Genomic DNA, 24961 nt, shown 5'->3' with positions numbered 1-24961 from the left:
TAATCACTCATTTTCATTATTATGTGGCGTACCACTTTTTGCAATCGATTCACGCATTTGTGTATCTGATTGAATATTTTCTAAATCATAATAATCCTTAATACCGATACGCCCATTACGGAAGGCTTCAGCAACAGCTAGAGGAACTTGAGATTCCGCTTCAACCACCTTGGCACGCATTTTCTGAACTTCGGCAATATTTTCTTGCTCTTGAGCAACGGCTACTGCACGACGCTCTTCAGCCTTAGCTTGAGCAATCTTCTTATCTGCTTCCGCTTGATCGGTTTGTAATTTAGCTCCAATATTACGTCCGACGTCAACGTCAGCAATATCAATCGAAAGTATTTCAAAAGCAGTTCCTGAGTCTAAACCTTTTCTAAGGATTGTTTGCGAAATGGAATCGGGATTTTCCAATACAATGGAGTGGGTCGAAGCTGAACCTACAGTCGTTACAATACCTTCCCCTACACGGGCAATGATTGTTTCTTCACCCGCACCACCTACTAATCGTTCAATATTAGCACGTACAGTAACTTTAGCTTTGGCTTTAACTTCAATACCATCCATAGCTACACCTGCAATAACCGGTGTTTCAATAACCTTCGGGTTAACTGAAACTTGAACGGCTTCAAAAACATTTCGCCCTGCTAAATCAATAGCGGCAGCTTGTTCGAACTCTAAATCAATATTAGCACGCTGGGCAGCTATCAAGGCATCAACCACTTGGTTAACGTCTCCACCTGCTAAAAAATGAGCTTCTAATTGATCAGTTGTAATCGGTACACCGGCTTTGGTGGCTTTAATTAAGGGATTAACAATATAAGCAGGCTTAACTCTTCTTAAGCGCATCCCTATTAAATCACCTATTGAAACTTTAGCGCCGGAAAAATAAGCAGTTACCCATAAGCCAATTGGAACAAATCTTAAGAACACTGAAATCAAGAAAATCAGTAATAAAATAATAACTACAGTCATCACTATGGGTGACCCTTCATCCAGATAAAAATTATCCATTCATTTCGCTCCTTACATAAATTTTTTTGTCAACAACTTTGACAATTTGAATCGGTTGGTTAGCAGCTATCATCTCTTCTAGACTGTATGCTTCAAAATAATGATCATCGACTTTTATTTTACCAACCGGCCTCAAGCCTCCTACCGTTATTCCTTCTTTACCAACTAAGCTTGCAAGATAAGTATGATCCTTAGTCTCTGAATTGGAATTTGCATCTTTGTTAATTGCTTTATCCAAGATAAAATCGGGACTAAACTGCAAATTGTAACCCATCTTATTAAAAATCAAGAATAAAATGAGAACAATCGCTAAGCTAGCTAATACAATTAGAGTAACAGTCGATAAATCTTGAAACTTTAGCCATAAACCTAAAATAAAAGCGATTAAGCCAACTGATCCTGTTAAACCTAAATCTGGTATATACACCTCAAGAATCAGCAATATGACACCAATCATAAAGATTAAATAGTGCAATATTGCTTGGCCTTCTATCCCAAAAAACATGGCAAAAAGAACAGCTGCAATGGACCATAATAACCAAGTCCAGCGCGTATATAATGATACTACTAAAGCACTAATTGCTAGAAAAAAACTTATAAGCATGAAACCACCTCCTTTAGTTAAATTATATCATGAAATTGCTTTCATTAGTAGCAAAATCATGCGAACTAAAGTCTTATAATTTCATATTTAAATAAAAACTCCTAATTAAGGGTAGGCACTGCACCCCATAAATAGGACAGAATAAAAACACCTTTGTTAGGCTGCTTGTTGGCGTTTTAATTCGATTTTGAGTGGATTTATCTCGCTAAGTTCTTCGAATCCTTTGCCATAAGTCTATTGTTTACCGCCGGCTTGATTGAAGCGCTAGGTTTGACTTTAACGATCCCAAGGCCAGCAAATTTTTACTTGAGACGTGTTCTTAATGTTTCATTCATCTATTATTTGATTATTAGTCCGGCCTTCATTTTTCATTTCAATACATTTCGATTTTGTTTCTGCAGAGTAAGCTAGGTGATTAACCCTAATCAAACACCTCCATTAAATTCATTTCACACGAATTCAACGGAGGTGTTTTTATGTTTGCCTCACTATTTGGGGTCAGTGCCTAAATCAGGGAGGGAGTTTAATAAAATTAATTAAAATCTTGATTTGACTCTTGATTATCATCAGCTACTTGCTTAAAAGAGTCGTATTTAGCAATATGTAATAACTTTTGTCTTTCTTCGTAAGAATAAGTCTCACGCTCTAGGACATCGCGCTTAATTATTTTGTAGATAGCGGAAGCTATCGGAACTCCTAGCAACATACCAGCTACTCCGTATAGTCCCCCGCCAATGGTTACAGCGAATAAAACCCACATACCTGGCAATCCTATCGATCCTCCCACAACTCGTGGATAAATGACATTTCCTTCGAATTGCTGGATGAGAATGATAAAGATAATAAACCATAATGCCTGGGGAACCGATTGCACTGAAATTAATAAGGCACCAATAGCTCCTGAAATATAAGCGCCTAGCATAGGAACCAAAGCAAAGAAACCAGTTAGAGATCCAATCATTCCAGCATAAGGAAATCTAAAGATCCACATACCTACGGTAACTAAAAAACCTAATATGATTGCTTCAATCACAGATCCTGTAAAGAAATGTTTAAAAGAGTCATTCAATGTCGTTAACACATAAAATATTCTGCGTGATACCGGCTTACTAGTATAAGTGGTAACGATTCTTAAAAATTGGTCCATTAGTTTTTCTTTCGATAACAGTAAATAGATAGAGAAAATGAAGGCCAATACTCCATTAATAATAATAGAAGTTAAAGAACCGACCGTAGAGAGGGTGGTATTTACTACTCCAGTGATAAATCGATTTCCCATATCTTGAATACTTTTAAGAATATCAGCCCAATTTATTTCAAAACGGTCTAAGAATTCCATCGATTCTGCTGGTAACATTTTCTCAAGATTGGTAAGCGCTTCTTCTATGCGTGTAATTTGAAAGGGAACAGCTGTAATAAACTCTGTAATTACATTGTAAACTTGTGGTAAGACCAAGCCTAAGACAAATAACAATACTAAAATAATTGTTATAAGAGACAAAAGAATGGCGATCGGGCGTCGGTAGGGTTTAATCCAACTTTTATCTGAGACTTTCTTTAGCAAGTCTTCATAACGCACCATTAAAATATTTAAAACATAAGCAATCGCGAGGCCCGAAAGAATCGGTAAAAAAACTTGGCCTAAACGATTAATCCATGAAAAAATCACATCATAATTAAAGATTGCTAAGACTAAACCAGCAATTAAAAAGATGTAGCGAACAACAATTTTATCTAATCTATCAATTTGTTTCAAAAGCATTCCCCTTTCTCATGCATTCTATTCTAGCATCTTTTAGTCCTTTTTACACCATTTAGAAGGTATGTTTTCACTAGTTTAATTGTAAAAAAGGCCCTGATAATCAATCAAGACCTTAACTTATAGTAAAAGATTTAATTAGAAGATTTGGCAATTAATTACCGGATGCTAACCCTTCAAATTGCAAATGATCATTAGCTAAATCCACTTTTACAAGTGAGTTTGGCAGAATATCACCCGCTATAATCGCTTTAGCTAATGGATTTTCCAATTCTTTAGTAATAAAACGTAATAAAGGACGGGCTCCATAAATCGGATCATAACCTTTATCCGCTAGCCAATTGATGGCTTCTGAGGTTAATTGGAGTTCAATTTCTTGATAAGCCAAACGATGACGTAAATCTTTTAAGAATTTCTCTACTACACCTTGTAAATCTGCTCGAGTTAAAGGTTTAAAGAGAACGACATCATCAATTCGGTTGAGAAATTCAGGTTTAAAGTGGTTGCTTAAGGCTTGATTTACTTGTGTTTCTACTTCAGCTAGAATTTCTCCCTTATCACTCACTCCTTCTAATAATAAATGAGAAGCAATATTAGAAGTCATGATTAAAACAGTGTTTTTGAAATCTACAACACGACCTTTAGAATCAGTCAGACGGCCATCATCTAAAACTTGTAAAAGAATATTAAAAACATCTGGGTGAGCTTTTTCAATCTCGTCTAATAAGACAATGGAATATGGACTACGTCTTACAGCTTCTGTTAATTGGCCACCTTCTTCATAACCAATATAACCTGGAGGGGCCCCAACTAAACGAGAAACGGAATGCTTCTCCATGTACTCAGACATATCGATTCGAACCATGTGGTTTTCATCATCGAATAAGACTTCGGCCAAGGACTTGGCTAATTCTGTTTTACCAACACCGGTTGGACCTAGGAAGAGGAAGGAACCAATTGGTTTACGTGGATCTTGCAAACCAGCTCTTGATCTTAGGATGGCTTGTGTTACTTTTTCTACCGCTTCATCTTGCCCCATCACTCTTTGATGAAGCGTTTGATCCAAGTGCATTAACTTGGTTCTTTCTCCTTCAACTAAGCGACTGACTGGAATACCAGTTAATCTTTCAACTACTTTGGCTATTTCAACGTCAGTCACACGTTCTTGAGTTAACCGTTCAGTATCAGACTGTAAAGTTTCTTCTGCTTTAGCCTCTAACTCTTTTAATTCTTGCTCTAAATGCGGAATTTCGCCATGCTGTAAGCGAGCCGCTGCTTCAAGATCATAATTACTCTGAGCTTCTTCTAACTGTCTACGCGCATTATCTAAGGCTTCTCGCTTATCTCTTAAAGCGTTAGAAGCTTCTTTTTCTACTTCCCAACGCATTTTCAGTTGATTGGCTTCTTCTCTTAAATCAGCCAATTCTTCTTGAAGATTTTCTAAACGTTTCTTAGAAGCCTCATCAGATTCTTTTTTCAAGGCAGCCTCTTCAATTTCTAATTGCATTAACCGTCGGTTGACAGCATCCATTTCAGTTGGCATAGAATTCATTTCTACGCGAATAGTAGCAGATGCCTCGTCAACTAAGTCAATTGCCTTATCTGGTAAGAAACGATCGGTAATATATCGATGTGATAAGGTTGCAGCGGCCACTAAGGCATTATCATGGATATTGACCCCATGGTGAATCTCGTAACGTTCCTTTAGACCTCTTAGGATAGAAATAGTATCTTCAACTGTTGGTTCTTGGACTAAAACGCGCTGGAATCGACGTTCTAAGGCCTTATCTTTTTCAATGTTTTCACGATACTCGTCTAAGGTTGTCGCACCAATACAGTGCAATTCTCCCCTTGCTAGCATCGGTTTTAACAAATTACCAGCGTCCATCGATCCTTCTGTCTTACCTGCACCAACAATGGTATGAATCTCATCAATGAAGAGTAAAATTCTCCCTTCGGATTCTTTTACCTCTTTAAGAACGGCTTTTAAACGTTCCTCAAATTCTCCACGATATTTTGCTCCTGCTATTAAGGAGCCCATATCTAAGGAATAAAGTTCCTTATCTTTTAAGTTTTCGGGAACATCTTTGCGAACAATTCGATGGGCCAATCCTTCGATAATGGCTGTTTTACCTACACCTGGCTCACCAATTAGAATCGGATTGTTCTTGGTTTTTCTAGATAAAATTCTGATAACATCACGAATTTCTTCATCACGACCGATTACTGGATCCAGCTTATTATTTTTAACCGCATCATTAAGATTCGTTGCATATTTATCTAGAGACTCATAAGTCTCTTCTTGGTTTTGTGATGTCACACGATCTCCCCCTCTTAATTTCTCAATTCTTTCTCTTAGTAGGGACTCATTAATAGCCTTTTGGTTTAACCATTTGGTCAAAGGATTATTTTTTTGCTTATATAAAGCTAGTAGAATCACTTCAGTGGCTAAGTATTCATCCTTATATTTCTTTGCTATTTGACTGGCGTCATTCAATAACTGAGTAAATCTTTGACTAAAGTGTTGGCCATATTGAATATTTTGACCGGCAACTTGAGGTAATTGATCAATTTCTCCTTCAATCACTGCTTGAAAAGCCGACCGATCAACACCTATATCTTCATATAATTTTGCAGCATAATGGTCTGCTTGAATAAATATACGCCATAAATGCGGGATATCAATCTCTTGATGCTGTCTTCTAATAGCAATTTGTTGCGCTTCAGCTATGGCGCTTTGCAAAGTGGTTGTCATTTTTTCTATCATATTCTCACTCCTTAAGGTCAGAATTGGTCAAATTATTTAATCTATATTAAAAGCTCTCTCAAAGAGCTTAAATTGAGTATAACCTATTGGTCAGGAATGGTCAATAGGTTGGGGCAAAATTTTTAGAAAAAATAAACTTCTACTAAATTACTTAAATTATTTTAAAAAGTAATTAATTTCCACTTGTATAGAATCTAAATCAATCAATGAATGATCCTGATAATATTTCTTAATAGTCTTTTGACTCTGATCAATTATAAAATTTAATTGATGCCAGTCTGAGAGGTCAAGTGCATATTCTTCAATTAATAGAGAGATTCGTTGTAAGACTATATCCTTAATTCGATTCCTTTCGATACTGATTAAGAGCGGAAAGCCACTACGAATATCTGTGGCGATCATTGAGGAGGGTAAAAGAAGAATCAGTTTGAAAACCAATTGATTGATTTGGTCTTGGCTAACTTTTTCAATATAAGAACTTAAATCCACCCGATGGTCTAACCATTGTTTAGTTTTTTGCAAGCAATCACCTTTCTTATTATTCAAAAAAATCTTTTCTTTCTAAAGATAGCTTTTCTACGTACTCCCATATCTGATCGGACTCTTTAAGAGAAGCTGCCTTTAAAAAGCTGGCCATCTTAACAATTTCTTTAAATGGAACCCGATGATAAGCAGGTTCGTGGTTGAAGTATGTATTTTGACTATAGGGTTGATCGATGATGGATTCCACAAATTCTACCGTATCTTGATAAGGAACAAGCGGATCATTTTCGCCATGCCAAATATATAAAGGGCGATTGGCTATCTTTTCGGCTTGCTTACTTAAATCTGACTGATAAATAATGGCAAATTCTTTATGTGTTTCTTTTAAAAGTTGATTATTCGTTAGACTTTGATTAGATGATGACTGGTTATTAATAACATTTTGATCAATCAACTTAGAAATGTGCGCACTCCCCATTAAGGAAACGGCTGCTGAAAGAAATGGGTGTCTACTGAGTAAAAGTAAAGTGGTCATTGCTCCCATTGACATTCCCGAAACTGCCACAAAATTATCCTTAGTCGTCGATTTAAAATGGTCGAATAATAATGGAAATTCTTCTATATTAGCTCGAAGAGCCATTAAAAAACCTTGCAATTCTAGCGACTTTCTATCCCCTCTTTTCCCATGTAAATAGGCATCTGGCATGACTACTCGAAAGCCTTGTCGGGCAATTTCCATACCATAATGTAAATGTTCACCAGCTGAGTTGGTCCACCCATGATAGAAAAAAACAAGTGGTAAGGGCTGATTCACTTGCTCACTAGGAGATAGAGTCCGTCCTGGAAGAGGGCCAAATGGCCCATCTTCAATCACAAAATCAGAAACCATGACATCCATTACATCACTCCTAAAGCTATCTTGGCATAGCGTGATAATTTATCTAAAGACCAGGGTGGATCAAAAGTAATAGTAACTTCAACATTATTAACTTGAGGAACATCTTCGAAAGTTCCATTTAATTCATCCACAATAACATCTGCCATTGGGCACATTGGAGTAGTTAGAGTTAATAAAATCTTTAAAATCCCCTCTTCAGTTAAATCGGCTCGATAAATCAAACCTAAATTAATTAAATCGACCCCTAATTCAGGGTCAATCACATTCGATAAACGATCCACAATCATACGTTCTTCATCATTTAAACTTTTTGTGTCGCGCATTTTTTCTAAATCCATTCAAACGCCTCACTTTCTTTGTTTTCATTCTACATCAATTCAAGCTTTTAGCCAATAATCATGAATAGTTGCCCTTAAGCTTTCATCTTTGCTATAATCGAAGCAATCTCTAAAGGAGGCGAATTAATGAGCCAACATATGATTGCCATTGATTTAGATGGCACTACTCTAAACAATCAATCCAAACTTACTCCTTTAACGATTCAAACATTGCAAAAATTAGATCACATGGGTCATTTAGTTTGTATCGTTACTGGAAGACCTTATCGGACTAGTAAAGAAATTTATCAAGTCTTAAACCTCGTTACACCTATGGTTAATTTTAACGGTGCCTATTGTCACTTCCCTGACCGACCTGAGTGGCTAGCAAGTTACTACCATGAGTTAGATCGTGAAATAGTCTTTGATTTATTTAACCGGCAAGATGAATTAGGCATTCAGCTAGTTTGTGCCGAAGGTAAGGAACGTCTTTATACTTCCTCAATGAATCTTCCTGAGTCACCCTATTATCCAGCCGAAGACGCAAGCTATCAAAAACTTTCTCGACAAACTCTCATTCATAATCCGATTGCTGTAACCCTTTTCACTTCGGAAGCAGACCAAATACCTATTCAAAAGAAAATCATGGCTAGCTATCCAAATCAAGTTTCTGTGCGAACTTGGGGGGGTGAAATACCCGTTTTAGAAGTGGTTAGTAAAAATTTACACAAGGCAGTGGGTGTTAAAACCATTGCTGACTTCTATCATATTCCTCGTCAAAATATTCTAGCCTTCGGTGATGAAGATAACGACTTGGAGATGATTGAATTTGCAGGTCATGGCGTGGCAATGAGTAATGCCATCCAACCCCTCAAAGATATTGCTAACGATATTACTGAGCATTCCAATGATCAAGATGGTCTGGCTCATTATCTTATCGATTATTTTAATCTTTCTTTTAACTAATAATAAGTTATTACTTTATTTCTGACTTCACTTTGATATAATTTATTTGAAGAGAAAATTCTAATCTTGCTTATTGAAGGAGGCGTTATGATGTTGAAGCAACTTTTCAGTTTGAAAAAATTCAGAAGCTGCATTCAATCACTCTTTCTGAATAGAAACTCTTCCACTCAGCCTGCATTTCTTGGAGGTAACTTCTCAATTAAAATAATCAACTCACATATCCCCTAACCAATTTTTGGTGGGGGTATTTTATTTTATGTCAAGTAAGTGCAGAGACTAATTTGTGAAAGGAGTGTTGGGATTGTCATTAACTCAAACTAAAAAGAAAGGTTAAGGTGATCCAAATGCTTAAATTGCACGTATCTCGCTCCTAGGCGTTAATAGGAATAAAGTAAACCATCCTTTTAGCAAAAGTAATCAGAAACTAAAAAAGAGCAAAGGAAGAATGTACTGACTCCCTAAAGTTGGATTTCATGGTCCAACTTCTTGGGGTCACTATATCCCTTGCTCTTTTACTTTGTTTAGAAATCGTCATCCTCATGCTCGATTCCATCATATAATTGATCAAATTCCATCGGCAGGTTGAAAAAGCTAAAGTCTTCGGATTCCTCTTCTAATGGTCTGTCTACTTGAACTTGTTTCCTCATAGCCTTTTGTTGGTCTCTACTAAAGAAATGACCTACCACTTTATTCGAACGAATAAAGTTAATAAAAGCTTTAGGGTCTGTTTGTCGAATGGCTTGCTCTAAGGGGAACATTTCATAGCGGTTTAAAACAACCATTAAGACATCTCGTTTATCACGCGAGTAGCCACCTTGTCCTTCAAGAATAGTTACTCCTCGAACAATTGACTTATAAATAGCGTTGACTACTTCATCCGTATTATTAGTCACTACTAAAGCTGTAAGGCGTTGCTCATTGGTATGAATGGCATCAATTGTTTTAGCTAAGGCATAAATGGAGATCAAGGTATAAAGGGCAAATTCCCAATCATATAATAAGCCAGAAGCTAAAATAATTAATGAGTTGATGGCAAAACCAATGAATGCCACATTCATATCAGTAGCACGAGAAATTACCAAAGTAATAATATCTAAACCACCACATGACATACCATATTTAATAGTTATCCCAGAACCAATGCCACAAATCACTCCACCTATAATCGCATTAAGCAACGGATTAGAAGAAATGACTGTTAAAGGAATCATATTAGTTGCTAAGGAAGATACAAAAACAACAATTAAGGTCCAAATAGTAAACTGCTTTCCTAATTTCACCCATGAAAGAATAATAATCGGAATATTAAATAGAAAATAGATATTCCCTACTGTCATATAAGGACCTATAACTGGGATATTCACTGCAAAGTAGTTTAAAATTTGTGCTAAACCAGAAGTACCTGATGAGAAAATATTTCCAGGCATTAAAAAGAGTTTTAAGCCAATACCTATACATAAGGCAGCTGTTAAGGCCACCGTCAGTTCAAATAAAAAGTTTAGCCAAGGTCTTTGTTGTATATATTCAATGATCAATTTATTTTTCCTCCATTAAATCATTGGATTAGCAGATTCGCCTAATTTCTTTTCCAATTCAACAAGTAATGCACGCGCAATACTAGAACCCATTACCAATACTTCATAAATTAAAGTAGGGTCTTGAGTGGCTCTTAGTAGGTTACGCAGGTAAATTTCACCATCTCCTGCCAAATAAAGGTTATAATAACCTGTTTTAGCTTCGTTTAATTCATTGATTGCTTCTAATGCTTCAGGGCGCTGATTATAATCTTTTAATAAATGAACATGACGGTAAATAATCTGAGCATCTAAATGAGCGCCTTTAGCATTTTGAATAATCACTTCTACAACAAGTCTACGCTCTTTACTCACCTTAAATTGAAAACGATATAGGTGGTTTCCGTCTTGAATTTCTTGGTAATTAGCAGGTAATTTCTTTTCTTTTAGTAAAGCATCAAATCTTTCTTTAAATTCTGACATTAATTTCCCTCTTTCCTCACAATAAGTGTAATCGAATTTAAGTATATCAAAGTTTGACTTTGAAACAAAGGATTGACTTTCACAATTAAATTGCATAGCTTATAGATAGAATCATAAAAAATTTATATTATTTGAAAAGAGGTAGGAAATGGATAGATTAGAAAAAGCTCAAACTGTTGAAGATTTAATCGAAATTATAAATCTTGAGGCTATTAAGCAGTTACCTAAAGCAACCGAACATTTTATTTCCGATTTACATGGTGAATTCGAAGCCTTTGATCATTTGCTACGGAACTGCTCAGGTGTTATTTCAATTAAGGTCGATGACCTTTTTCATGATACTCTAACTAAAGATGAAAGGTTAGAATTGTGTTTCAATATTTATTACCCAGAAGACTTGATATTAAATGCCAAAAAAACAAAAGATGAATGGATGACACTCCTAGATCAATTAGTTCAAATTACGCGCCATGTTTCTAGTAAGTATACCCGTTCCAAGGTAAGAAAAGCTCTACCAAAATCCTATGCCTATATTCTAGAAGAACTTATTTATCAATATGACGAAAAAGATAATAAGTCACGCTACTACCACACTATTTTTAACACCGTTATTGACCTCAATCTTGCTGACCACTTTGCCATGGCTTTAGCTCAGTTAATTCAACGTTTTGTGGTTGACCACCTCCATGTATTAGGAGACATCTACGATCGAGGACCAAATCCGGATAAAATCGTAGACCGCCTAATGGAAATTCCTTCGCTTGATATTCAATTAGGTAACCATGATATTATCTGGATTGGTGCCTATTCAGGATCATTAGCTTGTTTGACCAATGTTATCCGTATCCAGCTGCGCTATGGTCATAGTCAACTCTTGAAAGATTATGGAATTGACTTAAGTCGCTTAGCCAAATATGGCCATCGCTATTACCAAGACAATCCAGCCTTTCACCCTCGCGGAGATAATTCCGAATTAAGCCAAGAGGAAATTGATGAAATCACACTCATGCATCAAGCTATTTCGATTATGCAATTCAAAGTTGAAAGTCAAATTATCCAACGGCGTCCTGAATTCAATATGGAAGAAAGACTCTTACTGGATAAATTATCCGCTGACCGTCAAAGTGTCGTGGTTGAGGGCGTTGAATACCCAATTAAGAACGGTTGCTTCCAAAGGGTCGATTCTGCAGAACCCTTTGAACTGACTTTAGGCGAGGAATTAGTACTCTTGGACTTATTGCATCAATTCCAAAATTCTGAAAAGTTACAACGTCATATTAACTTTTTAGTCTCAAAGGGAACCATGTATAAGTGCTACAATGGCAACTTACTTTTCCACGGCTGTATCCCCACTCATCAAGACGGTGAATTTATGAAAGTCACCCTAGATGGTAAAGAATATAGTGGACGCAGTTTGATGGAAAAGTTTGGCGAATCGATTACACGAACTTTTCTAGATAAGAACTCTATGGATGATTTTGATACCGATTTAGTATGGTATTTATGGTGTGGTCCTGTTTCTACACTCTTTGGTAAACATGCCATGAAAACATTTGAACGTTACTTCCTTGAAGATAAAACAACCCATAAAGAAATTCAAAATCCATATTATGAGTTAAGGAATGATGAAGATTTTTGCCTAAAAATGCTGGCAGAGTTTGATTTAGAACCGACCGGCTATATTATTAACGGACACACACCTGTTAAAGCTGTTGCAGGTGAAAAACCGGTTAAAGCCAATGGAAAAATGTTAGTCATCGATGGTGGCTTGGCAAAACCTTATCAAAAAGTAACCGGCATTGCCGGCTATACCCTAGTAGATAATTCATTTGAAATTTATATCTGTGCTCACCAGCCATTTACAACCAGAGAAGATGCTATTGCCTCACGCTTTGATATCCTACCAAAGAAATATGTAGTGACTGAAAAACCAAAACGTTATTATGTTGCCGATACTGATATTGGATTAAGCTTGACTCGGCAAGCTAATGAATTAAAGAAGAACTTACCTACATATCGCTCGGATATCTTTGAACAATAAAATAGTTTCTCATTTAAATGTAGAGAGGAGACCCTCAAAAGAACGTTTTAAACGCTAACTTTTGGGAGTCTCCTCATGTTTATTTTAAATGAAAAAAATTTTCCTAACAAAAAAAGAAAGCCTACAGAATAGGCTTTCTGGGTCTTTTCTAACGTCCGCGTTCTCTGATACGTGCTGCTTTTCCAGACAATGAACGGATGTAGTATAACTTAGCACGACGTACTCTACCTTTACGTGTTACTTCTAATTTAGCGACACGTGGTGAATGTACAGGGAATGTACGTTCAACACCTACTCCATTAGAAATTTTACGAACAGTATATGTTTCACTGATTCCAACACCACGACGCTTAATTACTAAGCCTTCAAAGATTTGAATACGCTCACGTTCACCTTCAACGATCAGGGCATGAACACGAACATTATCTCCAGGACGGAAATCAGGAACATCATCACGTAATTGAGTTTGGGTAATTTTATCGATTAAATTACTCATTTTCATTTCTCCTTCCAACAAATATTCTTAAATAGTCTTTCTATTTAGCGGAATATCGTTAATTCGGGTCAATAGACCACTTAAACAATTATACAAGAAATAAAACACTTGTAAAGGCTCAATTGCTTAATTTTGAGCCAAATTTTTAAATTCTTCTAGCCACTGCTCTTCTTGCTTACTTAAGCTACGTTTTTTTAACATATCGGGTCTTCTTTCAACTGTTTTTCTCAAACTTTCTTTTTGACGCCATTGGTCAATTCGCTCATGATGACCACTCAATAAAACCTCTGGCACTTCCATTCCGCGAAAATTTTGCGGTCTTGTATATTGAGGGTATTCTAACAAATGATCTTGAAAAGACTCACTGACAATGGATTCAGCATTCCCGACAACTTCCGGTATTAACCTTACTGTCGCATCAATCATCACCATAGTCGGTAACTCCCCGTTGGTTAAAACATAATCACCTAAGGAAACTTCTTGAGAGACATAAGAACGGATCCGTTCATCAAAGCCTTCATAATGGCCGCAAATAAAAACCAACTCATCTTTTGTCGACCACTCTTGCGCCATAGTTTGCGTAAAGGGTTCGCCAGTAGGATCCACCAAGATAATCGGTGTCTTTGAATCTAAGTCGAGACTTTCTAAACACTCCACTATCGGTTCAGGACGCAACAACATACCTGCTCCACCACCATAGGGATAATCATCGACATGACCGTGCTTATTAACGGCAAATTGGCGAAAATCAAGGGTGGAAAACTCAAGAATCCCCTTATCTTGAGCAGCCTTCATTAATGACTCCTGCATAGGGGCAAACATTTGCGGAAAAAGCGTTAATACTTTAACCTTCATCAACAAGTCCCTCCATTAACTCCACCGTTACTTTTCCTTGAGCTAAATCCACTTCTTTAACAACATCATCAATAAAAGGAAGTAAGATATCTTTTTGTTTAGCTTTTTCAGCTTTAACCACCCAAACATCATTAGAACCTAAGGCCATGATTTCTTTAATCTTTCCTAATTTTTCACCTTGATTTGTATATACACTTAAACCAATAATTTGGTGGTGATAATAAGCCCCTTCTTCTAGTTCTTGCTGGTCATCAGCAGGAATAGCTAAAGTTAGCCCTTTAAAGCTTTCAACTTGATTAATATTACTAAACTCTTTGAATTTCACAAGATAAGAACCCTTATGTTCTTGGAAGGATTCAACAGTCACTTGCTGGATACTTTTTCCGTCTTTCATTACAAATAAACGATTCTCTTTAGCAAAACGTTCCTCTATGAAGTCGGTGTCCATCAATAATTTTAATTGCCCTTTAATACCAAAGGTATTGACAATCCTTGCAACTTGATAATATTCCATATGTGTTCCTCCTGTAAATTCATTTGTAAGTTAAGGGTATAAAAAGTTGTGTTCTTTGTCTAAAGTTTTGAGTACGAGTTTACTCAGGGCACATACAAAAAGACACTAACTTAAGTTAGACTCAGTTTAGTGCCTTAAGATGGAATAAATAATAAGTTACCCTATTATTTTACTCTTCTTCATTATCATTGAGGTCATCAGCAATGACGATACGTGAGCGTTTTTGATCACGTAGACGAACACTGTAAACAATTGTTCGAATTGCTCGAATGACACGGCCTTTTCTACCAATAATTCGTCCTACATCATCAGGATGTAAGATTAAATGATACTCCATAAATTCTTCAGTATCATGAAGTTCAATTTGAAACTCCTCTGGGTGGTCTATTAAAGGTTCCACAATAGTTTGAATTAAACGTTCAATTTTTTCTGTCATTGAGAGCACATCCTTATCTTTTGACGCTATTGATTAGGCTATTTGCTTAATTTAGATTCGTGGAATTTTTGCATAATTCCTTGACTGGATAAAAGGTTACGAACGGTATCTGAGGGTTGTGCCCCATTTGCTAACCATTCTAAAGCCTTCTCTTCATCAATTACTAATTCTCTTGGTTCTGAAACAGGATTGTAAGTACCGATTTTTTCGATAATACGACCGTCACGTGGAGAACGTGCATCTGCTACCACGATACGGTAGAAAGGACGCTTCTTAGCTCCTGAACGCTTTAAACGAATTTTAACTGCCATGTATTTCACCTCCATAAGTTCTATCACAGTTATGAATAATAACAGAAAAAAAACAATCTGTAAAGGGTTTTTCCTTTACAGACTAAAAATTTATTTACGCTTGCGTTTTTTCTTCAACAGACGGGCAATTTTCTTTTGTTCTTGCTCTTTTTGAATCTGCTCTGGCGATTGTATTTTACCCAAAGAAGGTATGCCCATATTTGGCATTCCACCCTTTTGTCCTCCTTGTTGCAATTGATTCATCATTTTGTTCATGCCCCCCATTTTACCATTGGACATTTGACTCATCATTTCACGCGATTGGTTGAATTGCTTAATTAATTGATTAACTTGTTGTAAGGATTGACCACAGCCAGCCGCAATCCTGCGTCGACGACTTTGGGAAATGACATCTGGATTGGTTCTTTCATAAGGAGTCATGGATTGAACCACTGCTTTGACTCGATTCATCTCTTTATCATCGATATTAAAATCTTCCAGACCAGGAATTTTATTCATACCAGGGATCATCTTAAGTAGGTCTTTAATAGGCCCCATTTTACGAACTTGATCCATTTGATCAATAAAATCATTAAAATCAAAGGAAGCATCTTTAATTTTATCAGCCATCTTAGCTGCTTGTTCTTCATCAAAATCTTGTTGAGCCTTCTCAATAAGGGTCATCATGTCCCCCATACCAAGAATTCGTCCTGCCATACGATCCGGATGGAAAGGCTCAAGTGCACTTAATTGCTCACCTTGCCCGGTATATTTTATCGGTTTGTCGATAATGGCACGAATAGAAAGCGCGGCTCCTCCTCGTGTATCACCATCTAATTTGGTAATAACAACACCGGTAATATCTAGCGAGTCGTTAAAGGCCGCTGCTACGTTTACAGCATCTTGACCGGTCATAGCATCGACGGTTAAGAGGATTTCATCGGGCTGAACAGCTGCTTTAATCTGACGCAGCTCTTCCATTAATTCTTCATTTACGTGAAGACGACCCGCCGTATCGATTAAGACCACTTCGTTACCATTTAAACGCGCCTGTTGAAGAGCTTCTCTAGCAATCTCGACCGGATTTGCTTGCGTTCCTTGACTGAAAACATCAAAACCAAGTTGTCGACCAATCGTTTGGAGTTGGTCAATGGCTGCTGGACGATAAACGTCTCCAGCAACTAGCAAGGGTTTCTTTAAACCTTGCTCTTTTAAATGTTTCGCCAATTTACCCACCGTAGTTGTTTTACCAGCCCCTTGCAAACCAGCCATCATAATTACGGTTGGTGGTTGTTTAGAGATATTAATCGGGGTATGCTCGCCCCCCATTAATTCGGTTAATTCTTCGTTAACAATTTTAACCACTTGTTGAGCCGGTGACAGTGAGTCTAGGACTTCTGATCCGAGGGCTCTCTCATTTACTTTCTTTACAAAAGTCTTCACTACCTTGAAGTTAACGTCCGCTTCCAGTAAAGCAAGTCGGATCTCACGCATCATTTGTTTAAGGTCGGCTTCGGTAATTTTTTCCCCTTTACCGACAAATGAAATGGAATTCTGTAATCGTTCGGATAATGCTTCAAATGCCATAATATTGCTCCTTTTTAGCTTTCTAATTGAATTAAATAGTCAATTTTTTCTAATATGTCATCTTGATCTGCCACCATTGAGCGAATTTCTTTTAAATGTTTCAGTCGGTCATTGCTTTTGGCTAAAATACGTAACTTTTCCTCATAGCTTTCTAATAATTTTTCTGAACGTTTTAGAATATCATGTACAGCCTGGCGACTAATCTCATAATAGTCTGCGATCTCCGATAATGATAAATCTTCTTCGTAATAAGATTGCATCATGGATAATTGACGATCCGTTAGGAGAGAACCATAGTAGGAAAGTAATTGATTGAGATAGATTGTTTTTTCAAGTGACATCTTAAGCTCCCCTATTGATTAATAACTAGCTAGAATAAGTAACAGTATTTAAAAAAATACTTAACATTCAATCACGACTTTTAAATAAATTTACTCCTCCTATTTTAGCATGATTTCAGCCGTCTCACAAATCGATAAGTGAAAAGCTGGGATTAAAGAAAAAGATGTCTTCTATAAGTTGCTTTGGCTTTCTAAAACTTAGATAATGTCTTTCTTAAAATTATTTCTTTACTAGATGTTCCATGTTCAAAGGCCTTATAAAAACGGCTCGCCGCTTGATTCTCTGCCTGGATTAAAAAGTACTGATTTATTTCTTCTTGTAAGCAAATATTCTCAAATGCTTTAAATAATGACTGAGCCACTCCCCTGTGTCGATAGTCTGGCAGTGTATAGACCCAATTGACATAGGCCATCCTATAAGAATCTTGAATGCAAAGATAAGAATGAAACTCCAACCTACCCACAATCTGATGGTCCTCATAAGCTAATAAAGAACGACTTAGTTCGTTGGGTTGATTGGAAACCACTTTAATTATCGCTTCTTCATCTATATCATCCGTTGTCATCCTATCCGGTTCTATTGCCAATGCTTTGTTCAAATAAATGATAAACTCTTCTACGTTTTCTTTTGAAAGTTCTTTGATTTCCATTTTTCTCCCCTTAATCTATAAATATACTATGCTGAATCATCTCTCTATTTTATTAAAAACTATCTGTCCTTAAGACTGTTGTCCATAAACTAGATTCAATCAAGACTTCATCTGATAGCTTAAGCTTAACAGAATAGTCTTTGTTAAACAGTAAAAATAAAGATAAAATAAAAAGAATAGAGCAAAAAACGAACTCCATTCTTTAAGATTCCATTTATTCAACTATTCAGTCTGTTTTAAGAAGTACACCGAAGATCAACACCTACTTAAATTAGCCAAAGTAAAATAACTCTTCAAATTTTTTATCTAAAGCAATGCAAATAATAAGCGCTAATCTTGCGGATGGATTAAATTGTCCTTTTTCGATAGCACTAATAGTTTGTCGAGAAGCCCCCACTAATTTGGCTAATTCTTCCTGAGTCAAACTTTTCTCTGCTCTAGCAACTTTTAAGCGATTTAGTAAAACTAATTCTTCTTTTTTTCCCATATTTAAAAAACTCCGTAACTACTTAATAATGAGGCAAAGCCTAATATAATAGCTAATATAGCTATGATCCCACTTACCAAATAGAGCTTTTTATCTGGCATTTTAGAATACTGATAAAATGAAGCCGCAGCTACTTGAGCCATTAAGATTATCATAATGTCTATGGCTGATTCATTAAAGATAACCCTCAAAACAATAAGAAGTAACATTACAACCGATACTCCTACCCACCCAATTTGAAAAGCTTTCGTATTTATTGCTTCGTCCCTTTCGTCTTTTTGTGCTCGCTGTGCTTTTTTTAAAACATCCTCTTTTTCCATAGTTTGCCCCTCCTTTGACTATTATCTAAATAATAACATTCCAAAAGAAATATGTAAAGTATTGTTGTCGCCATGTAAAGTTTAATTGCTTTTGTGTTTTCACATTCCTGTCTTTTATGTGGTAGATTGCAAAATTCTATCCATATCGCCTAGTATTCTAACCATAACCCTATAGCCTTAGTAGGGCTTTCAAACAAAAACAAAAGAACAGAGTTAGAACTAGCTCTATCCTTAACGGTCAATTGATTCAGCTGTTCAGTTGATTTTAAGAATTAGATCGAAGATCACTCAGAAATTAAAATGGGTATTGAATTTGATCAAGGTGACTACTTTTAATCATTAGTTCTTTATACAAACGATAAGCCAAAATTTCGCCTAAATAAGCAAAGGCTGAAGACAAAGGCATTACAACAAGGATAGCGTTAAGAGGTAAGATGAGTATGAAAAGACTCATCATTTTTCAGTTAATATGGACTAGACAGTTCGCAAGTCGAGGGAAATAGATTATTCCTATTAAGACAGGTCATAACATTTTCTTAACTAAATGTTCTGGGGCTTGTAGAAATAATGTGATATCAAGTGGCGTCAATAAGCTGATCACTAACAGTTTTCTTTTTGTGTTCTTCATAAAATTCTCCTTGTTTAGTCTGCCAACTTCCTACTCTCTATAATATACGTACCATTCAGATACACTACCCCCTTTCAAGATTGACTGTCATCTTTAAAAGAGTTTATAAATCAGCCAGTTTGACAGCTTAAGTTGTTTAATTTACTTTTTCTTGGCAAATAAAACAAAAAAACAACTACTTCCTAAGTCTAAAAGTAGATTTAGAAAAAAGTTGTTTTAAGGATTATAAATAGAATGACTAAGGATTAACTAATTACCTTTAAATAAACTTGCTTCATTGAAATAAACGATTTAGGGCATAAAATGCCCCCACCCTTTTCCAATTGCATAGCCGGCACCATAGAAAAAAGTAACAATCAGTAACCCATAAACGATCATTTTTAAAATCTCTGTTATTTTTTGGTATTTTTCCAATTCATTTGCATCTTTTTCAACTTTTTTCATCAGATCAACATCCCCTCTTAACATATAATCTATAGATATTTGATAAAAATTACTAATCTTAATCAAGGTTGGAATATCAGGAAAGCTTTTTCCTACTTCCCAACTAGACAATGTTTGTCGTGTGACATTCAACGAATCAGCAACCTGCTGCTGAGTAAGTTTAAGTTCTTTTCTCTTTTCCTTTAAGATCTCATTGAGCATCGTCTTCACCTCCTAAATTTAAGATAGGCTTTATCAGAGTTTTGGCCTAGCAATTTGAAATTGCAAGTGATCATATTTTGGCAAATATTCTTTGCATGGCGATTATATCAGGGATTGCTTTGAATTTATATCATTCAAATGAATTGTTAAGACTTTCAACTGTCCTATTTATTTTTAGCAAATAAAATGAATTTCCATATTTAAAAGAGACTCGAATGGTTCTCTTTTATAGTTCTTAATATTTTTCATAATTTTCTGACTAAAAGCAAAAGATTATTTAAATTTAAATTAAAAGTTTTATTTTTATAATTTCTAACATAATTCTATTATAAATCTCTAATTTTCATTTTTTCAATTTGGGAAGAAATTTTTAATTGCTTTCTCATAGCAAAATATATAGCTAATAGAATAAAGGTAGGTATATTGTTTACTAAGAGTGTTGATACAAAATCCATTAAACTTTTCATGTTATCGGATTGTTCCAGGGGGGTGATGGTTAAAACAAGTGATAAAGACATAGAATAGACAAAACTTAAAGAGGGCAGTATCAAGCCAAACCATTTATTTTTAAGTTTAGATAATAATATTTGTAAGATAATAATTAATGCCCCATATACAATAAACATAATCAAAGCAGCTCTCATATCATTCAACTCCTTTCATCTTTTTATACTCTGAAACCAAAATTTTAGCTGTTTCAAAATCAAGCTTATCATTAACAGCCAATCGTTTAATTAAAGAGATATAAGGTTCATTTGCAATATCATCGCTCATTTGAATTTTTTGGATAAGCCTATCTAACCTTAGTCTTACTGTCGGATAAGTAACCTCATATTGTTTAGCGATTTCTTTTAAAGAGCCAGATGCTAATATAAATCTTTTGATAAAAGATAAATCTTCTTCTTCAAGATTTGACATCCATTCAGGAATAATATTAATTTTCATTTCACCCTCCTTCTTTAATTAAGTTAAAGTTATCATTTAACATTATTAAAGTCAATCTTTATCCTATACTTTTACATTATTTAAATTAGGTTTATATAAAAACTGTTTTTAGTGATAAAATGAAGCTTAACTCAACAATTGATTCTAGTGAGACTACTATTTAGGAATTAAACTAAAAGCTAGCTTTAATTTTAGTATAAAGTTTAACTATTAGCCTGAGATAATTATTATATCGGCCTCTCTTAAAAACAACTTCATTATTGCTAAAAAAGAGTAAGTTATAACACTTCATAACTTACTCCTTTTTTTATATTTGATTTAAGAAAGCTAGTCATACTAACTCATAGCTCTTTGCTAACTGATTAGAGAAAAAAATTCAGCAAAATATTCTGCGAGTGTAGTATCAAATAAATATATTGATAGACCATTGACCATGGCACTAAAAATATAAAACAAAAACAAAAAAGAATAGTTTCTTTAAAGCACTTTTAATAGTCTTATTCATATTTATCCCTTATGTTATAAAATTTTATCGCATGAGATAATTGATCGTTATCCATTGTTAAGAAGACAACCTTAATAGAGCTTATCCCCTTACAAGATAATTGAAATTCCTAACTTAGAATTAACTAATTAGAGATTGACATATATCCATTCAAAACAACATAGCTCTAAAACCTAGCAATTCTTCATTATCTTCGAACTCGAGTCTTATATCCATTCAAAACAACATAGCTCTAAAACAAGTCTATCGTTATATCTTTACCGGCATCAGTCTTATATCCATTCAAAACAACATAGCTCTAAAACGACTATATCTTACTACGAACCGAAAAAAATGTCTTATATCCATTCAAAACAACATAGCTCTAAAACGGACATGGTATGTAAGAGATACCTATCAAGGTCTTATATCCATTCAAAACAACATAGCTCTAAAACTTTGGTATTGTGCACCTGTATAACCTCCAAGTCTTATATCCATTCAAAACAACATAGCTCTAAAACAAAATTTCACAAATTGCAGGTAAAAAACACAGTCTTATATCCATTCAAAACAACATAGCTCTAAAACACTCTAAATATCTTTGTGTGTATTCACCAAGTCTTATATCCATTCAAAACAACATAGCTCTAAAACCTGCATTGGTTTCTTCATTCGCCTGCATAAGTCTTATATCCATTCAAAACAACATAGCTCTAAAACTGGCGTCTCGAATAATGTCAGATATTTTATGTCTTATATCCATTCAAAACAACATAGCTCTAAAACACACCACCGTTATACCTAAATTATTTACAAGTCTTATATCCATTCAAAACAACATAGCTCTAAAACTACTTCCTAAATCTCTCAACGTTGAAAGATGTCTTATATCCATTCAAAACAACATAGCTCTAAAACTAAACTGTTTTAATAAAGCCATTGTTAAATGTCTTATATCCATTCAAAACAACATAGCTCTAAAACTACTTCCTAAATCTCTCAACGTTGAAAGATGTCTTATATCCATTCAAAACAACATAGCTCTAAAACTAAACTGTTTTAATAAAGCCATTGTTAAATGTCTTATATCCATTCAAAACAACATAGCTCTAAAACACACCACCGTTATACCTAAATTATTTACAAGTCTTATATCCATTCAAAACAACATAGCTCTAAAACTTAATCTGATATATTATCGACAACTTATTAGTCTTATATCCATTCAAAACAACATAGCTCTAAAACTATTTCTTTCGATTACAGCAAGGTTGAGCAGTCTTATATCCATTCAAAACAACATAGCTCTAAAACATTCAAGTTAAAGAACATGGTGGAGAAGAAGTCTTATATCCATTCAAAACAACATAGCTCTAAAACGTTTTATTTTCATCTTCAACGAAAACAATGGTCTTATATCCATTCAAAACAACATAGCTCTAAAACGCAAGAATGGCGTGATGAAACATGGTATCAGTCTTATATCCATTCAAAACAACATAGCTCTAAAACATGTTAAAACAATTCTTGAATATTACGAAAGTCTTATATCCATTCAAAACAACATAGCTCTAAAACTCTTAGGTGAAACGGTTCATAATACGATTGGTCTTATATCCATTCAAAACAACATAGCTCTAAAACGACATCAATCTCCACCATACGGGCCCGATAGTCTTATATCCATTCAAAACAACATAGCTCTAAAACTACAGTATAATCAAGACGAGGGAAGTGATAGTCTTATATCCATTCAAAACAACATAGCTCTAAAACGAAGCAGTGGAAATCTGTTTAGAAAATCATGTCTTATATCCATTCAAAACAACATAGCTCTAAAACTCAAATATTAGTTCAACATCTATTAATGTAGTCTTATATCCATTCAAAACAACATAGCTCTAAAACTCCTTTGTCCACCCACCTTTTGCAATATAAGTCTTATATCCATTCAAAACAACATAGCTCTAAAACTGCTATTTCTCTTATAGTAAAACGGTTTATGTCTTATATCCATTCAAAACAATATAGCTCTAAAACTAAAGCCGTGGACAGTGCGCAATCTGTCATGTCTTATATCCATTCAAAACAACATAGCTCTAAAACATCAGAGAATTCTATCATATATAATAATGTGTCTTATATCCATTCAAAACAACATAGCTCTAAAACACTAACGATTAACCGTTCGCAATCAGCACGGTCTTATATCCATTCAAAACAACATAGCTCTAAAACCATGTTTAACATTTCCTTTTATTTTGATTGGTCTTATATCCATTCAAAACAACATAGCTCTAAAACATAGGCTTTATATTCATTAATTGAATATTGGTCTTATATCCATTCAAAACAACATAGCTCTAAAACATATCGGCGTTTCAGTGACTTCTCAAAATGGTCTTATATCCATTCAAAACAACATAGCTCTAAAACGTCCGACCTTTCCCATTTGCATGCGTTCTCGTCTTATATCCATTCAAAACAACATAGCTCTAAAACAAAAAAAGCCAAGACAACGAAGTGCTGCATGTCTTATATCCATTCAAAACAACATAGCTCTAAAACAAATACTTCTGAATATCTTACAATGTTCCAGTCTTATATCCATTCAAAACAACATAGCTCTAAAACCTATACGCAAAACTCAATATCGCCAAATTAGTCTTATATCCATTCAAAACAACATAGCTCTAAAACCTCGCAATGCCTGGAGACCCTATTATGAAGCTATTTGTTTTTGCGAAAACTTCAGTTTTGAATGGGTAATTTTTTATTCTTCAAATTTATAAACATAATATTCTGAATCTATTACATATTGAGGGTATCCATATAACTTTCGTGGTTCTATAAAAAGTGTACGTAACCCATAACTAGTAATGTATTCAAATAAATCATGGACTTGATCTTGTGTTAAATAAGAAAGTGAATTGATAATGATTAATAACTTCTTTTTTTTCAAATAATTAACTACTTGAACTATATCATAAAAGCGTTCATTTATCGAGTGATAATCAGTAGCAATTGTCACATTAAATAACTTCAAAACTGCTTTTATATCCACTTCATTAGCTATTAAGTCTAGCTCTGAATCTATTAATACATCGTCTACTTGTACTAGTAATTGGTGCAGAGTTTGCTCTAATTGATTCTTTTTTTCAGGCGTCTCATTTAATTGATCTATTATATCTTGATAGATTATATTTAAGAAAGTGGTTGAATTAATTTGATACCCTAGTATATCTGTGATTATAACCATTTCATTGGCTTTTAAGTTATTGTTTTTATGGTCATAAAATTTTAACTCTGCCTCTTCAGTGTAAGAGTATATTTGTTCAATAATGTTTGAAAAAAGTTTGACCTCCTCAATTACCAATAGTGTAGGACATTCAATTAAAAGCGGTTGATCGAGCATTTTAAAATTAATCTTCACT

The 24961-nt window shown here is 34.9% G+C and carries 25 protein-coding genes and 1 CRISPR repeat array; of the genes, 2 read left to right on the top strand and 23 right to left on the bottom strand.

Translation table 11 applies throughout. The annotated features are described in order from the left end of the window. Nucleotides 1–3: 3 nt before the first annotated feature. The 7 genes from floA to ACQV2P_RS00700 all read right to left on the bottom strand — a co-directional run bounded on the left by floA (nt 4) and on the right by ACQV2P_RS00700 (nt 7863). Entirely contained in the window at nt 4–975 is a 972-nt protein-coding gene (gene floA / locus ACQV2P_RS00730) for a flotillin-like protein FloA (protein WP_428873958.1), read from the bottom strand. A gap of 31 nt (nt 976–1006) precedes the next feature. Then, nucleotides 1007–1618, bottom strand: a complete 612-nt coding sequence (locus ACQV2P_RS00725; RefSeq protein WP_428894461.1) for an NfeD family protein — start codon at nt 1616–1618, stop codon at nt 1007–1009. A 532-nt stretch (nt 1619–2150) separates the two neighbouring features. After that, on the bottom strand, nt 2151–3374 hold the full coding sequence (locus ACQV2P_RS00720) for an AI-2E family transporter (RefSeq protein WP_428873927.1): 1224 nt from the start codon (nt 3372–3374) through the stop codon (nt 2151–2153). A gap of 157 nt (nt 3375–3531) precedes the next feature. Next, nucleotides 3532–6144 (bottom strand): ATP-dependent chaperone ClpB, encoded by a 2613-nt coding sequence (clpB, locus tag ACQV2P_RS00715; protein WP_428873926.1) that lies wholly within the window; start codon nt 6142–6144, stop codon nt 3532–3534. Between the two features lie 156 nt (nt 6145–6300). Continuing rightward, on the bottom strand, nt 6301–6666 hold the full coding sequence (locus ACQV2P_RS00710) for a hypothetical protein (protein WP_428873925.1): 366 nt from the start codon (nt 6664–6666) through the stop codon (nt 6301–6303). Nucleotides 6667–6682: 16 nt separating this feature from the next. Next, the gene (locus ACQV2P_RS00705; RefSeq protein WP_428894460.1) at nt 6683–7525 is read right to left on the bottom strand and encodes a serine aminopeptidase domain-containing protein; all 843 of its coding nucleotides are present in this window, start codon (nt 7523–7525) and stop codon (nt 6683–6685) included. Beyond that, on the bottom strand, nt 7525–7863 hold the full coding sequence (locus ACQV2P_RS00700; protein ID WP_428873923.1) for a metal-sulfur cluster assembly factor: 339 nt from the start codon (nt 7861–7863) through the stop codon (nt 7525–7527). The genes ACQV2P_RS00705 and ACQV2P_RS00700 overlap by 1 nt, the downstream gene beginning before the upstream one ends. A 126-nt stretch (nt 7864–7989) precedes the next feature. Here ACQV2P_RS00700 and ACQV2P_RS00695 point away from each other — a divergent pair, with 126 nt between their 5' ends. Then, nucleotides 7990–8808: a Cof-type HAD-IIB family hydrolase gene (locus ACQV2P_RS00695; RefSeq protein ID WP_428873922.1), complete on the top strand. Its 819-nt coding sequence runs from the start codon at nt 7990–7992 to the stop codon at nt 8806–8808. A 521-nt stretch (nt 8809–9329) separates the two neighbouring features. Here the strand turns inward: ACQV2P_RS00695 and ACQV2P_RS00690 are convergent. Together ACQV2P_RS00690 and ACQV2P_RS00685 are read right to left on the bottom strand one after the other, a co-directional pair. Next, complete coding sequence (locus ACQV2P_RS00690) at nt 9330–10343, bottom strand: YitT family protein (protein ID WP_428873921.1); 1014 nt, start codon at nt 10341–10343, stop codon at nt 9330–9332. A 15-nt stretch (nt 10344–10358) separates the two neighbouring features. Continuing rightward, entirely contained in the window at nt 10359–10805 is a 447-nt protein-coding gene (locus ACQV2P_RS00685) for a hypothetical protein (protein ID WP_428873920.1), read from the bottom strand. A gap of 148 nt (nt 10806–10953) precedes the next feature. On the opposite strand from ACQV2P_RS00685, the gene ACQV2P_RS00680 reads away from it, so the two are divergent. After that, nucleotides 10954–12846 (top strand): fructose-1,6-bisphosphatase, encoded by a 1893-nt coding sequence (locus tag ACQV2P_RS00680; protein ID WP_428873919.1) that lies wholly within the window; start codon nt 10954–10956, stop codon nt 12844–12846. 148 nt (nt 12847–12994) lie between these two features. Here the strand turns inward: ACQV2P_RS00680 and rplS are convergent, their stop codons facing one another. The 14 genes from rplS to csn2 all read right to left on the bottom strand — a co-directional run bounded on the left by rplS (nt 12995) and on the right by csn2 (nt 24960). Next, on the bottom strand, nt 12995–13342 hold the full coding sequence (gene rplS / locus ACQV2P_RS00675) for a 50S ribosomal protein L19 (protein WP_428873918.1): 348 nt from the start codon (nt 13340–13342) through the stop codon (nt 12995–12997). A 126-nt stretch (nt 13343–13468) separates the two neighbouring features. Further along, entirely contained in the window at nt 13469–14197 is a 729-nt protein-coding gene (trmD, locus tag ACQV2P_RS00670) for a tRNA (guanosine(37)-N1)-methyltransferase TrmD (RefSeq protein WP_428873917.1), read from the bottom strand. Further along, nucleotides 14187–14711, bottom strand: a complete 525-nt coding sequence (rimM, locus tag ACQV2P_RS00665) for a ribosome maturation factor RimM (RefSeq protein WP_428873916.1) — start codon at nt 14709–14711, stop codon at nt 14187–14189. The genes trmD and rimM overlap by 11 nt, the downstream gene beginning before the upstream one ends. Nucleotides 14712–14880: 169 nt before the next feature. Further along, on the bottom strand, nt 14881–15147 hold the full coding sequence (locus ACQV2P_RS00660) for a KH domain-containing protein (RefSeq protein ID WP_428873915.1): 267 nt from the start codon (nt 15145–15147) through the stop codon (nt 14881–14883). A 38-nt stretch (nt 15148–15185) separates the two neighbouring features. Continuing rightward, nucleotides 15186–15458, bottom strand: coding sequence for a 30S ribosomal protein S16 (gene rpsP, locus ACQV2P_RS00655; RefSeq protein WP_428873914.1), 273 nt, complete (start codon nt 15456–15458; stop codon nt 15186–15188). A gap of 90 nt (nt 15459–15548) precedes the next feature. Beyond that, on the bottom strand, nt 15549–17024 hold the full coding sequence (ffh, locus tag ACQV2P_RS00650; RefSeq protein ID WP_428873913.1) for a signal recognition particle protein: 1476 nt from the start codon (nt 17022–17024) through the stop codon (nt 15549–15551). A 14-nt stretch (nt 17025–17038) separates the two neighbouring features. Continuing rightward, nucleotides 17039–17365 (bottom strand): YlxM family DNA-binding protein, encoded by a 327-nt coding sequence (ylxM, locus tag ACQV2P_RS00645; protein WP_428873912.1) that lies wholly within the window; start codon nt 17363–17365, stop codon nt 17039–17041. A 191-nt stretch (nt 17366–17556) separates the two neighbouring features. Next, complete coding sequence (locus ACQV2P_RS00640; RefSeq protein ID WP_428875470.1) at nt 17557–18015, bottom strand: N-acetyltransferase family protein; 459 nt, start codon at nt 18013–18015, stop codon at nt 17557–17559. 271 nt (nt 18016–18286) lie between these two features. Then, on the bottom strand, nt 18287–18502 hold the full coding sequence (locus ACQV2P_RS00635; RefSeq protein WP_428873910.1) for a helix-turn-helix transcriptional regulator: 216 nt from the start codon (nt 18500–18502) through the stop codon (nt 18287–18289). Between the two features lie 2 nt (nt 18503–18504). Further along, entirely contained in the window at nt 18505–18822 is a 318-nt protein-coding gene (locus ACQV2P_RS00630; protein WP_428873909.1) for a DUF6442 family protein, read from the bottom strand. Nucleotides 18823–19741: 919 nt separating this feature from the next. Next, nucleotides 19742–20095, bottom strand: coding sequence for a helix-turn-helix transcriptional regulator (locus ACQV2P_RS00625; protein WP_428884931.1), 354 nt, complete (start codon nt 20093–20095; stop codon nt 19742–19744). 326 nt (nt 20096–20421) lie between these two features. Next, a complete protein-coding gene (locus ACQV2P_RS00620) occupies nt 20422–20739 on the bottom strand; it encodes a hypothetical protein (protein WP_428892900.1) in 318 nt (105 codons plus the stop codon). 1 nt (nt 20740) lies between these two features. Continuing rightward, a complete protein-coding gene (locus ACQV2P_RS00615; protein ID WP_428894459.1) occupies nt 20741–21040 on the bottom strand; it encodes a DUF2089 family protein in 300 nt (99 codons plus the stop codon). Between the two features lie 642 nt (nt 21041–21682). Further along, nucleotides 21683–24227: direct repeats of the CRISPR family, unit length 36 nt; unit sequence GTCTTATATCCATTCAAAACAACATAGCTCTAAAAC. 73 nt (nt 24228–24300) lie between these two features. Next, nucleotides 24301–24960: a type II-A CRISPR-associated protein Csn2 gene (gene csn2 / locus ACQV2P_RS00610; RefSeq protein ID WP_428873904.1), complete on the bottom strand. Its 660-nt coding sequence runs from the start codon at nt 24958–24960 to the stop codon at nt 24301–24303. Nucleotide 24961 lies beyond the last annotated feature (1 nt).

Origin of the sequence: Facklamia sp. P12932 (genome assembly GCF_050409545.1) — a bacterium.
In the GTDB taxonomy this organism is placed as follows: domain Bacteria; phylum Bacillota; class Bacilli; order Lactobacillales; family Aerococcaceae; genus Facklamia.
This window is presented reverse-complemented; position numbering and strand designations above follow the sequence as displayed.

Coding starts and splice junctions, on each gene's coding strand:
- floA (WP_428873958.1), bottom strand. CDS start 975: ATGACTGTAGTTATTATTTTATTACTGATTTTCTTGATTTCAGTGTTC.
- ACQV2P_RS00725 (WP_428894461.1), bottom strand. CDS start 1,618: ATGCTTATAAGTTTTTTTCTAGCAATTAGTGCTTTAGTAGTATCATTA.
- clpB (WP_428873926.1), bottom strand. CDS start 6,144: ATGATAGAAAAAATGACAACCACTTTGCAAAGCGCCATAGCTGAAGCG.
- ACQV2P_RS00705 (WP_428894460.1), bottom strand. CDS start 7,525: ATGGATGTCATGGTTTCTGATTTTGTGATTGAAGATGGGCCATTTGGC.
- ACQV2P_RS00700 (WP_428873923.1), bottom strand. CDS start 7,863: ATGGATTTAGAAAAAATGCGCGACACAAAAAGTTTAAATGATGAAGAA.
- ACQV2P_RS00695 (WP_428873922.1), top strand. CDS start 7,990: ATGAGCCAACATATGATTGCCATTGATTTAGATGGCACTACTCTAAAC.
- ACQV2P_RS00685 (WP_428873920.1), bottom strand. CDS start 10,805: ATGTCAGAATTTAAAGAAAGATTTGATGCTTTACTAAAAGAAAAGAAA.
- ACQV2P_RS00680 (WP_428873919.1), top strand. CDS start 10,954: ATGGATAGATTAGAAAAAGCTCAAACTGTTGAAGATTTAATCGAAATT.
- rplS (WP_428873918.1), bottom strand. CDS start 13,342: ATGAGTAATTTAATCGATAAAATTACCCAAACTCAATTACGTGATGAT.
- trmD (WP_428873917.1), bottom strand. CDS start 14,197: ATGAAGGTTAAAGTATTAACGCTTTTTCCGCAAATGTTTGCCCCTATG.
- rimM (WP_428873916.1), bottom strand. CDS start 14,711: ATGGAATATTATCAAGTTGCAAGGATTGTCAATACCTTTGGTATTAAA.
- ACQV2P_RS00660 (WP_428873915.1), bottom strand. CDS start 15,147: ATGACAGAAAAAATTGAACGTTTAATTCAAACTATTGTGGAACCTTTA.
- rpsP (WP_428873914.1), bottom strand. CDS start 15,458: ATGGCAGTTAAAATTCGTTTAAAGCGTTCAGGAGCTAAGAAGCGTCCT.
- ffh (WP_428873913.1), bottom strand. CDS start 17,024: ATGGCATTTGAAGCATTATCCGAACGATTACAGAATTCCATTTCATTT.
- ylxM (WP_428873912.1), bottom strand. CDS start 17,365: ATGTCACTTGAAAAAACAATCTATCTCAATCAATTACTTTCCTACTAT.
- ACQV2P_RS00640 (WP_428875470.1), bottom strand. CDS start 18,015: ATGGAAATCAAAGAACTTTCAAAAGAAAACGTAGAAGAGTTTATCATT.
- ACQV2P_RS00635 (WP_428873910.1), bottom strand. CDS start 18,502: ATGGGAAAAAAAGAAGAATTAGTTTTACTAAATCGCTTAAAAGTTGCT.
- ACQV2P_RS00630 (WP_428873909.1), bottom strand. CDS start 18,822: ATGGAAAAAGAGGATGTTTTAAAAAAAGCACAGCGAGCACAAAAAGAC.
- ACQV2P_RS00625 (WP_428884931.1), bottom strand. CDS start 20,095: ATGCTCAATGAGATCTTAAAGGAAAAGAGAAAAGAACTTAAACTTACT.
- ACQV2P_RS00620 (WP_428892900.1), bottom strand. CDS start 20,739: ATGAGAGCTGCTTTGATTATGTTTATTGTATATGGGGCATTAATTATT.
- ACQV2P_RS00615 (WP_428894459.1), bottom strand. CDS start 21,040: ATGAAAATTAATATTATTCCTGAATGGATGTCAAATCTTGAAGAAGAA.